The following is a 12,550-nucleotide window of genomic DNA, read 5'->3' as shown; positions in this document are numbered from 1 at the left end:
AACTGTGTACGATGCGTGACTGTGACGACGCAGGCTCCGGCTGCCGTCCGGTCCGTTCGCCAGTTTCTCGCTGTCGGCGCGGGCTCGCGGTTCGTCGGGGTCCTCGCGGTGCTGATCGGGGCGCTCCTGCTCGCGGGAACGGTGAGCCGCGCGGTGGTCGCCCAGCGTCTCGACGCGACGGAGAGCATCCGGGAGCGGTCCGCGGCCGCGCTGATCATCGCCGAGCGGTTGCGTGCGGCCCTCGCCCGGGCGGACGCGACCGCCGCGGCGAACGTCTTCTCCTGGGTCGACCTCGTGCCGTCCCGCCCGTCGTCGCCCGCGGAGCGCCGGGAGAACTACGACGAGGTGAAGGCCGGCGGCTACTACACCGGTGACCACAGCGGGGACGCCGCCGTCTCCGGGCTCGCGGGCGACGACACGGCTCCCGCCGGGGACGGGCCGGCCGCCCCCAACCAGTACAGCGCCGCAGTGCGCTCGGCGACGACGGCGCTGCTCGAACTGCGCGAGGTCGACCCGGGGGAGTGCGAGTCGGCCCGCGCACCCGGTTCGACGTCGCACTGTGCGATGGACCGGATCGCGACCCTGATCCCGGAGTACGTGGGGCTGGTCGCCGAGGCGTCGGCGAACACCCGCGCGGGAAACACGGTCGGCGGCTCCTACCAGCGGCTGGCGTCCGACCTGATGGCGACGGGCATCCTCGGCCAGACGAACCTGCTGGTCACCGCCTACGGCGACCGGGTGGACGCCGACTACCGCCGGGCGACCGGCGGCCACGGCGAGGATCTGCTGCTCCTCGTGCTGGCCTGCGCGCTGGTCGCCCTCGTCGGCGCGCAGGTGTACGTGTACCGCCGCACGCGGCGGATCCTCAACGCCGGCCTGCTGGCCGCGACCGGCGTGCTCGGTGCGGTCGCCGTGGCCTGCCTGGTCCTGCTCGGCGGGCAGCAGAGCCGGCTGTCCGCCGCGCAGCGGGGTGACTTCGTGCCCATGACCCTGCTGGCCGCCTCGCGCACCCTCGCCCTCGAGGCGCGGACCTGCGAGTACCTGTCCCTGGCGTCGCTGGGAAACGGCGACGGCGCCGACGCGTGCTTCCAGCGCGCGGTCGCCGGCCTCGGCTACGGCCTGGACGGCCGCCCCACCCCGACGGCGGGTGCCCTCTCGGCCGCTCTGGCCGAGCTCCCCGCCGAGCGCGCCGAGCTGGCGGCGGAGTTCACCGCCTGGCTGCGGGAGCGCGGTGAGGTGGTGGCGACCCTGCGGCGGCCCCCGCGCCCGACCGCCGGCGCCGGCAGCCCGGACGTCTTCGACGACGTCGTCGGCGTCACCCTGCGGTCGGAGCACTTCGACCGGTTCATCACCCGGGTGGACGGGCTGGTGGGCGCCCATCTCGACGGCTTCAACGGTGAGGTGGACGCCGGGGCCGCCGACGTGCACCTCCTCGCCGCCGTCCTCCCGATCGCCCTGCTCACCGCGGCGTCCTGCTGCGTGATCGGGATCAGTGCCCGCGTTCGGGAGTACCTGTGAACAGACGTGCCCGTGTCGTCGCCGTTCTCGTCGCGCTCGGGATCGGGCTGGGGCTGGCCGCGCTGCCGGGGTGCGCGACGACGGGCAGTCCGCTGCCCCGCCAGGCTCGGCCGCTGCCGCCCGCCGACGGCGTCGCCGCCCCGGCCCGTCCCGAGGCGGCCGCCGGCTCGGCGGGGCCCTCGTCAACACCAGGCCAGCCGGGTCCGTCCGCGCAGCCCTGCATCGCCCGCGCGAGTGTGCCCCCGCTCGCCGCCCTGCCGCCGCCGGGAGCGCGCGGATCGCGGATCGAGGCGATCCGGCGGTACGGCTACCTTCGCGTCGGGGTGACCACGGTGGCCCCGCCGTTCGGGTCGATGAACTGGCGCACCATGGAGATGGAGGGCTTCGACCCGGCCATCGCCAGTGAGATCGCCGGGGCCATTCTCGGCGACCCCGAACTGGTGCAGTTCCGCGCGGTCGACACCCGGGACAGGGAGGCGCTGGTCGCCGACGGCACCGTCGACATCGTCACCGGCACGATGACGATGACCTGCGCCCGCAAGGAGCGGGTCCGCTTCTCCGGGGTGTACTACGAGGCCGCGATGCGCATCCTGGTGCCGGCCGGCGCGGGCCTGCGCACCGTCAATGACCTCGCTGGACGGCCGGTCTGCTCGTCGCAGGGAAGCACCTCGTTCGAGAAGGTCGCGAACCTGGTGCGCGGCCCCGGCCGGCCGATCGCGGTGAACCGGGTGGGGATCGTGGACTGCCTGGCCGCGCTCCAGCGCGGCGAGGTGGACGCGGTGGCCACCGACGACACGATCCTCGCCGGGATGCGCGCCGAGGACGCCACCGTCACTGTCCTCGGTCCCGAGGCGTTCGACGGCGTTCTGGGCCCGGCGGGCCGCGCCGGCCTCGACGAGCCCTACGGCGTGGCGATCGGCCGGACGGATCTCGCGCCGGGCCTCTCCCCGGCCGAGGCCGCGGCGAACCGGGCCGCCGACGACGCCTTCGTCGCCTTCGTCAACCGGGTGCTGCTCGACATGATGACCGGCCCGACCTGGAACAGGCTCTACACCCGCTACCTGCGCGACGTCCTGCGGGTTCCGGGCGTGCCCCCGAACGCCATCCAGCCGAACTGGCCGGACGGCGTGCTCGTCACGGGCGGCGGATCGTGATCCGGGTCCAGGCGCCGACGAACACCCGGTCTCCGTCACGCAGCGAGACGGGGTGCCCGGCCGGGATCGGCTGACTGCTGTCGTTCACCCTGGTCCCGTTGAGGGAGCCGTGGTCGACGACGGCGTAGCCGCCGTCCGGCTGCCGGACGAGGCTCGCGTGCCGCCCGGACACCGCCGGGTCGTCCGCCGGCCCGGACAGGTCGACGCCCGCCGGCGGGCCATCCGGCCCGGCGCCGATCATGATCTCCGGCCCGTCCAGGTGAACCACCCAGGGGAGACGGCCTTCGGGCAGGCGCACGCCGTCCCCGATCACCCGGGCGAAGTGGGCCTCGTCGACCTCGACGACCGCATCCCAGCGCGGCGGCGCGGCGGGTGCCGGGTATACCCGCGGCACCACCGGACGCCGGCCGGTGGCGAACTCGTACCGGCAGCGCAGGCAGAACCGGTCGGTCGGCGCGGGGCGGGCCCGGCAGTGCGGGCAGTGCGCCGGCGTCGCCTCGGCCCGCGGGAACCGAGGGGCGAAGCTGTCGTCGGGGTCCCAGCTGCCCAGCGGGGGCCGTCCGCGGCCGGCCCGTGGTGCCGGCGGCTCCCCGGAGCCGGCCAGGACGAGCCCGCCCGCCGCGGCCGGGGGGCCACCCGGCCCGGCGCCGGCGAGGCCGGCATCGCCTGTGGGCAGGTCGTCCGCGGGCTCGCCGTCGGCGTAGTCGTCGGGGTCGTCCGGCACGTCGTCGGGCTCGTCGGGGTCGTCGTCTGTGTCCGGATCGGTGCGCCGCCCGGTCGTCCCGCCGCGGCCGGCGGCATGCTGGGTGGTTGCCCCGGACGGCTCAGGGGTGGGATAGGCCCGCCCCGGGCCGGGGCCGGCCAGCCATCCGGTCGGCGGGCGGTAGGCCGGCCCGTCCTCGCCCTCGCTGTGCGGGCTGTCCTCGTCACCGTCGGCCGGGCCGGTTTCCGTGCTCACCGCGCCGTCCTCGGCTCGAGAGCTTGGGTGAACCGGTAGCGGACCTCGAGTACCTCGAACAGGTGGGGGTCGACGTCGGGCCGCACCCACGGCGCGCCCCCGGCCGGGTCGTCCTCGGCCGGGTCGTCCTCGACCACCTGCTCGAGAATCTCGGCCGTCGCCTGATCGTGGCTGGCGCGGGCCAGGTCGAGCGCGCGGCCCAGGTGCGCGCCGGCCGCGGCGAGGTCGCCGCGGCCCCGCGCGGCCATGCCCAGCCTGATCGCCTCCGCCAGGTCGATCACGCCCCTGCTGTGCCGCACCTCCCGGGAGACCTGGGTGTGCAGCTGCTCGTCCGCGGTCCACATCGCCTGGACGTCCCCACCGGCCAGCCGCCGCCCGTCCGTGACGACCGCGATGCGGGCGAGCCGGCTCGGTCGGGTGATCCGGTGCGGGAGCAGGCCGGAGATGGAGAGGTGGTAGTCACGGCAGCCGGCGCCCCACGCCCCGGTGGGGAACTCGGTCTCCTGCCCGCCGACAGCCGTCCCGCGTTCGAGCAGGTCCTCGAGGGTGGGATGCACCTGCTTGAACGTGCTGATCCGCGCCCCGTGCGGGATCCACACCCGCAGCGAGACCGCCGGCAGCGCGCGGGCCATCGCCGCCTTCGTCATCGCCTGGAAGTCGGCGACCAGGTCGGCCGGGTCGGCGATGTCGCGGGCCGTGCCCAGCAGGGTGTCGGACACCGCGGTGAGCTCGGCGGCGACCCAGCCGCGGCCCACGCCCCGGCTGTCGCACTGGAAGTGCTCCCGGCACGCGGCCAGCGCGTCCGCGAAGTCCGCGGCGCTCTCGTGCTCGTTCCGCCCGTCGGTCAGCAGAATGGCGTGCCGGACGGCGTCGGGATGGTCGGCGAACAGGTCCCGGGCCGCCAGCAGCCAGCTCCCGATCGCGGTGCCCCCGGCGGCGCTCATCCGGTTGATGGTCCGCCGGGCCTGGTCGCGGGTGTCCGCGGCGGCGCGGGCCAGGCCGCCGCCCGGCGGGTAGACAACCTGGGCGGTGCCGGTGCCGCGGATCACGGCGAACAGCGTCCCCGGGCGCAGGCCGTCCACGGCCGCGCACGCGGCCCGCCGCGCGGCGTAGATCTTCGTGGCGGGTGTGCTCATCGACCCCGAGCAGTCGATGACGATCACCTCGACGTGCTCGACGCCCGGCTCGTCCGGTGCGCCGTCATCCTCGGCGCAGACCGTGAGCAGGGCATCCGCGTCGGTGACACCGTCCGGGAGGTACTCGTCGGTGTAGACGTCGACCCGAAAACCGATCACGTCGCCCCGCCGATCACCAGAGGGTCCGCGGGCGGATCCGGTTCGCCGCGTCGACATACCGGATGCGCTCGCGGCGGTCACCGGCCAGCCGGGCGATGTCCCGGTAGGCCGCTTCGAGCCCGAGACGCAGCTCACGGGGGACGAGCCTGCGCCCGAACACCTGCTTCGGCCCCGTCCCGGTCGGCCCCGGCGGGCCGGCGCCGACCATGCGCAGCGCGGCGGCGAGGATGTCCAGCCGCAGCTCGGCGCGGCGCCGGCGGTCGAGACCGAGCCGCGGCCGGGAGCTCTCGAGGATGGCCTCGGCGCTGCGCAGGTCGTCCAGGGAGACCACGACCGGCACCGCGCCGGCCTGCTCGGGCCGCAGGTGCGAGCCGACGAGCACGCCGATCATCCGCACCCGGGCGGCCGTGTACGCGTGCGTGGACGCCGGCACCCGACGGTAGGCGTCGAGCTTGCCGTCCCGGTCGTCCAGGCAGCGGGCCAGCCCGAACGCGGCGCTGGTGATCGCCGGGTCGACCTGGCTGACGACATCGAACAGCTCGGCGGCGCGGGCCCGGTCGCCGGCGTCGGCACTGGCGGTCGCGACGGCGAGCCGCGGCGCCAGCTCGCCGGGCATGCGCGCGTAGACCTTCTCGAACGCCTCGGCGGCCTGCGTCGATCGCCCCGCTGCCAGGTCGAGCAGGCCCTGGCACCAGGTCACCCGCCATTCCCGCGGGTAGGCGGCGGCCAGCTCCCGCACCGTCACCTCGGCCTTGTCGGTGTAGCCGGCGCGCATCTGGGCGCGGGCCAGTGCCAGCCGCGTCTGCCGGGTCGGCTGCGCGACCTCCGCGAGCCGGTCGGCCAGCGCGGCCGGGTCCTCCCCGGGGGTCGTCGCGAGCACCCGGGCCTGCGGGTCGTCCGCGTCGATCCGCAGGTCGGGCAGGATCTCCCAGACCGCCGGCGGCTCGTCGGCCTCGCCGTGGCCGCCGTCGTCGGCTTCGCCCGTCGGATGCAGATCCGGCTCGAACCAGCGGCTGGCCAGCGGCGGGACGTTCCCCTCGGTGCGCGAGGCGATCTCGTAGAGCACGCCGGTGAGCTCCTCGGCGAACTCGGCGACGGTCGCGAACCGGTCGACCGGGTCGCTCGCCGTGCCCCGGCGCAGCAGGTGGTCGAGGGACTCGAACTCGAGTAGCGGCGCGTGCTCACCCCGCGGCGGCAGCCCGTGCCGGTGGACGTCCAAAAAGCCCGGGAACCGGCCGAGGACGAGCCGGGCCAGCGTGCGGGCGGCGGCGAAGACGTCCGAGGCGACGGTCGGCACGCTGTGCCGGGTCACCTCCGCCGGGCGGAACTCGCCGTCCTCCAGCTCCGGGGCGCGGTAGCCGGGCGTCGACAGGAAGCTGGAGAACTGGTCGTCCAGCCGCCGCGCGCCGCCGAGGTCGATCAGCGTGACCTGCTCGGTGCTGACCATGATGTTGTCCGGTTTGAGGTCGCAGTACGCCAGCCCCCGCCGGTGCAGGTGACTCAGCGCGGGCAGCAGCCGCAGCAGGTAACGGATGGCGTCCGCGGGGGGCAGTGGCCGCGGCCGCCCGTCCGGGCCGGGCGGCTGGGTCTCGGCCAGCCGGGACAGCGACACCCCCGGGACGTACTCCATGACGATGTAGTCCTCGCCCTGGTGCGAGACGTAGTCACGGATCTTCACGATGTTCGGGTGGTTGACGGAGATCAGCATCCGCCGTTCCACCTCGGCGATCCGCCGCGCCTCCGGGTTCGCCACGTCGAGCAGGCCCTTGAGTACCACCCAGGCCTGGACGTCGTCGTCACCCAGGTTGTCGTTCGTCGCCGCGTACACCCAGCCCATCCCGCCGTGGCCGATCGCGCCGTGCACGGTGTACTGCTGCCCGACGCGGTCGCCGGCCGCGAGCTTGACCGTGAACGAGTACGGCTGCCGGCAGCGTGGGCAGACACCCTCCAGCTCGACGGCGCCCTCCGGGCCGGGCCGGGCGACCCTGGTGCCGCACGCGGCACACTCGCGCAGGTTCGTCGGCACGTTCGGGCTCGACAGCAGCACGGGACGGTTCGCCACGACGACGTCGCGCCGGACGGGCAGGCGCAGCGGGTCGCGATCCTTGGCGGCCGGGCGGGAGACGCTGATCGGCTGGGTGGTGACCAGCACGGGATCGGCGGTGTCCGGCGTCTGCTCGGCTCCCTGTTCCGGTGCCTGTTCGGCTCCCTGTTCCGGTGCCTGTTCGGCTCCCTGTTCCGGCGTCTGCTCGGCTTCCTGCTCCGGTGTCGCCGCTTGATCCGGTACGGCTTCTCGTTCCGGTGGCGCCGCCTGTGCCGGTACCGCTACCGCTACCGGTGCCGGTCCTGACTCTGTTTCCGTCTCCGATGCCGGTTCCGGGCCGGGCGCGCCACACCGGTTGCAGAAGCCGCTGGTCATGATGACCCCGCCGACACAGCCGGGCCGGACGCACGGGACACCCGTCGGCTCGCTCACCGGCCCGGCCCCTCGGCTCGGGCGTCCCGGCTGTGCAGGGCGCGGACGTAGGCCATGGTGAGCCGTTCGGCCTCGGCCAGGTCGGTGGGCGCCCGGTAGAGCTCCTCGAACGCCCGTGCGTGCAGCGCGGAGAGCTCCTCGTCCTCGGCCAGCCCCAGCCGGGCGGCCTTCCCGTGCACGGCCGCGAGACGTCCACGCAGCTCACGGCGCTGGTTCAGCCCGACCGCGTTCGCGCTCGTCACCGCCCGCACGGCCTGCTCGGTGCTGACGGCGAGCGCGCGCCACTCGGCGAGGCCACGGGCGACGTCGCCGTCGCGCCGGCCCCCGAGCGCGGCGGCGGCCAGGTCGTCGAGCCATGGGCGCAGGCCCACGCCGTCCTGTTCCAGCACGTCGCGGTCGGCGAAGGTGACCAGGCCGACCGGCGCGACGATCCGGCCACGCACGTGCTCGGGTGAGTCGAGCGCTTCGCGTACGAGGTCGCTGAGGCTGGCGAGCTGCTCGCGGGCAGCCGTCAGGTCGCGGGCGATCCCGCCCGCGGAGACTGTCCGGTCTTCACCGGCCACCACCCATCCCCCTTTCCCGGGCGCCGCCGGGCGGTCCCCACCACCGATGCCACCCGCCCCGTGCCTGGTCAGCGCGCCCACTGCGGCTCGGGTGGCAGCGACTCCTCGCAGGGCATCTCGGGAGCCTTCCACCTCTCGCATAATTTCAGCCACTCCGGCTTGTCGCGCCGTAGACGCTCCAAAACCCCGTTGACGAATCCGGCGAGCTCGGTGTCGTCCCGCTCGAATGCGACACTGTAGTACTCGTCCCGCCCGACTGAGAACGTTCCAAGTACGGCGGTGGCATCCTGTTCCAGCATCCCCACCAGACTCGCGTCGTTCGCGGCCACGACGTCGACCTCACCCTGCTGGAAGGCAACCAGACAGTCGGACAGCTCGTTAAGGTGATCCACGATCTCGAACGTGGGATGGGTTTGACGGGTGTTCTCCAGGTTCGTCAGCGTCGTCGTCCCCCGAGGGGCGCACACCCGTTTCCCGGCGAGTTCCTCCGGGGAATCGATGCCGGGCCCCGCTCCCGAGCGTGTGCTCTCCCGATGGGAGAGCAGCCGTGGATGGGCGGTGAAGTAAGCCGCGGACAAACCCACACGCTCGGCCCGTGACTCCGAGTAGGTCAGGGTGCTGGCGAGGATGTCCACCTCCCCGTTCTCGACCGCCGGCAGGCGTTCCGCGTAGCTGACCGGGCGGTACCGCACCTTCTCGTCCGCCGTACCCGGACCGAACAGGGCCTCCGCGATCCGCTGGGCGAGTTCGACGTCGAAGCCCTCGAACCGGTGCGACACCGGACTCCACGCGCCGCGGGTCTGGGTGTCGCGCGAGACACCCACCCGCAGGAAGCCGCGCTTGCGGATCGTGTCGAGTGATCCTCCCGACACGAAGTCCCCGGCGTCGGTGGGCGGGACGAGGTTCGTGGGCACCGCAGCCTCAGGACGGGCGTCCTGGGCTGCCTCGGCCGCCTCGGCCGCCTCGGTCGAGGCGGTCACCAGCGGCTCCCATGGCTGGTCGGCCGCGCGGGGCAGGTCACCGGAAACGGTCGAGCACCCGACCAGCGCCACTGCGGCCATCAGCGCCGCCGCCACCGGCGCGGCGCGTCTCACCCGTACTCCCGGATCCGCGGCGCCAGCCCGGCGGCCGCCAGCACCGCCGCGAGCAGGAACAGCGCCCCCGCGCCGACGGCCACGCCGCGCAGCGCGTCGCCGGCCCCGGCGACCTCGGTGCCGAACCGTGCCTCGGCCACGCCGTCCGCCTTCGTCAGCGCCCTGTCCAGCTCCATGAACCGACCCGTGGCCCTGGGCGTTGAATCGCCGACCGGGGCGTCGATCGCGGTCGCCCCAGCCTGGCGCGCGGTGTCGACGAGTTCGACGATGCCCGGATCGAGCGGGCGGGCCGTCGCCGGACCGCACCAGCGCACGAGATTCGGGTCGCGAGTCGCCGCTTCGTGCGGTCCGGGCAGGCCTTCCACCGCCGCGCTCGCCGCGCCCGCACCGCTCGGTTCGTTCAGGGCCCTCGGTTCGTTCAGGGGTGTGGTGCCCGGCTCACGGCCTCGGGCGGCGCAGGCGAGCTGCGCGGCGGCCTGGTCGAAGTCGGCGTCGAAGACGATCTCACCGCCCTGAGCGATCCGCCAGTAGAGAACGTCCCCCTCCGCGCGCAGCGCGAGATGGCGGACCCGAGCCAGCATCGCCTGGACGTCATAGCCCCCGGACCAGGCGTTCGCCAGTTTCGCCCGCTCGGTGGCCAGGGCTGCCTGCGGCCAGATGATCCCCACCGTGACCAGGAGCGTGGCGGCGAGAAGGCCCGGGTTCAGCCATCGGCGGGTCCACAGCACGCCGAGCACCTGGGCGGCCGCCAGCGCCGCGAGCGCGAGTAACGCGACCACGGCCAGCCCCGCGACGTCACCCGCCCGGGTCGCGCGCCGGAACGCCAGCGCCTGATCCTCCGTGTGGGAACGGGCGAGTGTCGCGCTGGCGGGCAGGAGGTGGTCGTTCATGAGCGAGTTGGCCATGCGCAGGTAGGCTCCGCCGACGCTCATGCCCATGCGGTCGTTGGCACGGGCCTCGCCGACGTAGCGCGTGTACACCGGAGTGAGGCAGACCAGCGTGGCCAGCGCCGCGGACCGGGCGCCGCCCCCGCCTGATCCGCCCTTGCCTGGTCCGCCACCAGCTCCAGCTCCAGCTCCGGCTGTGGCTGTGGCTGTGGCTGAGCTGGCCGGAGTCGGCCTGACGGTGACGGGGGGCTCCTGTCCGGGGCAGGCGAGGCCGCCGGACCCCGGATCGGTGGTGGCTCCGGCCCGCACCATCGCCTCGTTCGCGGCCCGCATCGCGGCGGCGAAGTCCTCGTAGGGAGCCGCGCCCGGCGTGGTGCTGATCCCGAGGAACGTCGAGGCCTCGGCCGCCGCCGCCTCAGCCAGGTGCCGGTGGATGTCCCAGGACGCCTGGGTGCCGGCCATCGTCTGCCTACTGATCGCCGACACCGCGTGGGCGCGCCGCTCGACCACGGCGATGGCGCCCACCCCGGCCGCCGCGCACAGGCAGACACACATGACGGCGCAGATCAGGAACCATGTAGGCGTCGCGGGACGGCCGTGGTCGGCCGCCGGGGTGCACGGCGGAGGCCCGCCGTCGCGGCTGACCGTGGTGCTCCGGACACTCACGGGTCGAAAGTGTGCCTTAAGTGACTGATTCGTTCCTCCGCGAGGTGCGGCTCGGCCCGGGTGGCCTCCCGGGTCCCTGGCCCGGGTCTGTCGCCCGGATCTGGCCCCGAGGGGCTGGGCGCGGTCACGGCCGCAGACCGGCGTGATGCCTGACGGTGACCTTGGAGTCGCGTGTGGTCCGCACGCGGCCGACCCCACCACCAATAAGTGTGGTCAGCACTGATCATTAGGGGTCGGATTCGGTCGGATGCTGGGACGGACCCGGGTTCCCCCACTACGATTTGGACGATGCTCGGTAGCCGCGCGCCTCTTCGCTCCGACAACTGTGCACTATTGTTCCATCGACTTCGCGAGGGTGTTCTCACCCTTGATCCAGCGGTCGAGGGAATGCGTCGTCCCACAGATGGCACCGTAGTGTGGGGTGCGCTGATGGAAATCGGGATGACCGAGGGCGCAGCCACGGTTGTCTCGTTGGCCGATGGCACCACGAGCCTCTACACGAGTGCCGGTGGCGGCCTGGTGGGCGGTGGCGCACACCGTGTCGTGGTCGCCGCGACCCGCCATTTCCTCTCGGTCGTCGGAGCACACCTCGACACCTTCGACGAAGACTCGGAGCGAGCGCCTGTCCCGGAGTCCGGGCGGGTGACCTTCCGTGCTCTCACGTATGTTGGTCGCCGATACCTGGACCTGTCGGAGAAGGACCTCTGCGAGCCGGGACATGACTTTTCTGCGCTTTATCAGGCCGGTCATGAGGTCGTTGCTCGACTACGCCTGGTGAACGCACGCGATTAGTCGTCGACGGGTACCGTTTTCGTCGATCCCGTGGCGTTCGCGGCCTCGTGCCGTGGCCGGCCGTATGGCACGGTCGGCCACGTCCCGTGGTCAGCTGTGCGCTTCGGTCGGCCTCGTGCGGAGGTCGACGGTGTGTCGAGGTCGGCCCCGCGCCGTGATTGGCGTGGTGTCGTGGTTGGCCTCGCATTGCGATTGACCGCGTGTCGTCGTCGGCCGTGTGCGGAGGCTCCGTCCCCGCCGGATGTGTCCCCGGCGCGGAGATCCTGGACGGGTACGCCGCCGTCCAGCCCTAGTCCGCTGCCCCGCCCGACCAGCGGCGAGACCGCAGCCCTTCGTCCGTGTCGTCCGTGTCGTCCGTGTCGTCCGTGTGGTCCGCGCTGTTCAGCCCTCGTCGCTCAGTCGTCGCGTCACCCGGTGGTTCCGACGCTCCGTCATCAGTAATATACGCTGGGTAATAATGATCTAACCTAGGCTTGCTGCTTCGGGACGCGCGACGGAGGGAACGGGACCATGGCGACCAGTTCATCGGAGACCGGCACGTCCAGTAACGGCGCCGGCGCCATCAGCGGCTCGGTCGGTCGCCCGGAGTCGATCCAGGCGGTCACCCCTCCCTTCTCCGCCGTGCCGCCGGCGAGCGCCACGGCCTCGGCGGCGACCAGGTCGGGAAGCGCTCCCACCCGGGCCGGCGAGGCGGGTACCGACCAGCACACGGCGCCCCGCCCGCCCGCCGCGACCGCGCCCGCCGGCGGCTCGCCTGCCCCGTCTTCGCCCACCGCGACGAGCTCGCCCGTTGCCGCGAGTTCGACTGCCGCGGCCTCGACAGCGGGCCCGGCGTCCGGCCGGTCCACCTCCGCCCGAGGCTCGCGGGCGGGCGCGTCCCGCGGCACGACGGCCCGCGCCGCGGCGACCGGCACCAGGGCCACGGGCACGCCGTCCCGCGGGACGGCGGCTCGGAGCGGCACGGCCCGCACGGGCACGGCGCGGAGCACGGCCGCGCGGAGCACTACGGCGCGGACGACCAGCGCGCGGAGTACAACGGCGCGTGGGAGCACGACCCGCCCGGCGGGGAGCGGCCCCAAGCCGGAACGCGCCGCCGCGACCCGGGGGCGGTCGACGCGCACGGCGGCGCCGCCGGCCGGCGGCGGCC

9 protein-coding genes and 1 pseudogene are annotated in these 12,550 nt (G+C 74.0%); 3 read left to right on the top strand and 7 right to left on the bottom strand.

Translation table 11 applies throughout. The features are described 5' to 3' along the window. Positions 1-21: 21 nt before the first annotated feature. Together MXD62_RS20155 and MXD62_RS20150 are read left to right on the top strand one after the other, a co-directional pair. Positions 22-1,518, top strand: a complete 1,497-nt coding sequence (locus MXD62_RS20155) for a hypothetical protein (protein WP_248831074.1) — start codon at positions 22-24, stop codon at positions 1,516-1,518. After that, entirely contained in the window at positions 1,515-2,672 is a 1,158-nt protein-coding gene (locus tag MXD62_RS20150) for a transporter substrate-binding domain-containing protein (protein WP_248831073.1), read from the top strand. Before MXD62_RS20155 ends, MXD62_RS20150 begins: the two co-directional genes overlap by 4 nt. On the opposite strand, the gene MXD62_RS39795 is transcribed toward MXD62_RS20150, so the two are convergent. The 6 genes from MXD62_RS39795 to MXD62_RS20120 form a co-directional block, all read right to left on the bottom strand. After that, positions 2,653-3,630: an FHA domain-containing protein gene (locus MXD62_RS39795; protein WP_248831072.1), complete on the bottom strand. Its 978-nt coding sequence runs from the start codon at positions 3,628-3,630 to the stop codon at positions 2,653-2,655. The two genes, MXD62_RS20150 and MXD62_RS39795, sit on opposite strands and share 20 nt — an antisense overlap. After that, positions 3,627-4,925 carry a VWA domain-containing protein gene (locus MXD62_RS20140; protein WP_248831071.1) on the bottom strand — a complete coding sequence of 433 codons (1,299 nt, stop codon included), beginning with the start codon at positions 4,923-4,925 and terminating at the stop codon, positions 3,627-3,629. The genes MXD62_RS39795 and MXD62_RS20140 overlap by 4 nt, the downstream gene beginning before the upstream one ends. A 13-nt stretch (positions 4,926-4,938) precedes the next feature. Beyond that, positions 4,939-7,401, bottom strand: a complete 2,463-nt coding sequence (locus tag MXD62_RS20135) for a serine/threonine-protein kinase (protein WP_248831070.1) — start codon at positions 7,399-7,401, stop codon at positions 4,939-4,941. Next, complete coding sequence (locus MXD62_RS20130) at positions 7,398-7,967, bottom strand: hypothetical protein (RefSeq protein ID WP_248831069.1); 570 nt, start codon at positions 7,965-7,967, stop codon at positions 7,398-7,400. Before MXD62_RS20130 ends, MXD62_RS20135 begins: the two co-directional genes overlap by 4 nt. Positions 7,968-8,032: 65 nt before the next feature. Then, complete coding sequence (locus MXD62_RS20125; protein ID WP_248831068.1) at positions 8,033-9,058, bottom strand: glutamate ABC transporter substrate-binding protein; 1,026 nt, start codon at positions 9,056-9,058, stop codon at positions 8,033-8,035. Then, on the bottom strand, positions 9,055-10,611 hold the full coding sequence (locus MXD62_RS20120) for a hypothetical protein (RefSeq protein ID WP_248831067.1): 1,557 nt from the start codon (positions 10,609-10,611) through the stop codon (positions 9,055-9,057). Before MXD62_RS20120 ends, MXD62_RS20125 begins: the two co-directional genes overlap by 4 nt. Positions 10,612-11,052: 441 nt before the next feature. Between MXD62_RS20120 and MXD62_RS20115 the strand changes: the two genes are divergently transcribed. After that, a complete protein-coding gene (locus MXD62_RS20115; protein ID WP_248831066.1) occupies positions 11,053-11,403 on the top strand; it encodes a hypothetical protein in 351 nt (116 codons plus the stop codon). 467 nt (positions 11,404-11,870) lie between these two features. Here MXD62_RS20115 and MXD62_RS20110 read toward each other — a convergent pair. Further along, positions 11,871-12,550 (bottom strand): annotated as a pseudogene (locus MXD62_RS20110) (hypothetical protein); the annotation flags it as partial.

The organism is Frankia sp. Mgl5 (genome assembly GCF_023242985.1).
Taxonomy (GTDB): domain Bacteria; phylum Actinomycetota; class Actinomycetes; order Frankiales; family Frankiaceae; genus Parafrankia; species Parafrankia soli.
Note: the sequence above shows the minus strand (reverse complement) of the source record. Positions and strands in the feature narration are given on the sequence as shown.

What these genes read in the sequence shown, in the direction of transcription:
- MXD62_RS20115 (WP_248831066.1), top strand. Translation starts at nt 11,053, where the DNA reads ATGACCGAGGGCGCAGCCACGGTTGTCTCGTTGGCCGATGGCACCACG.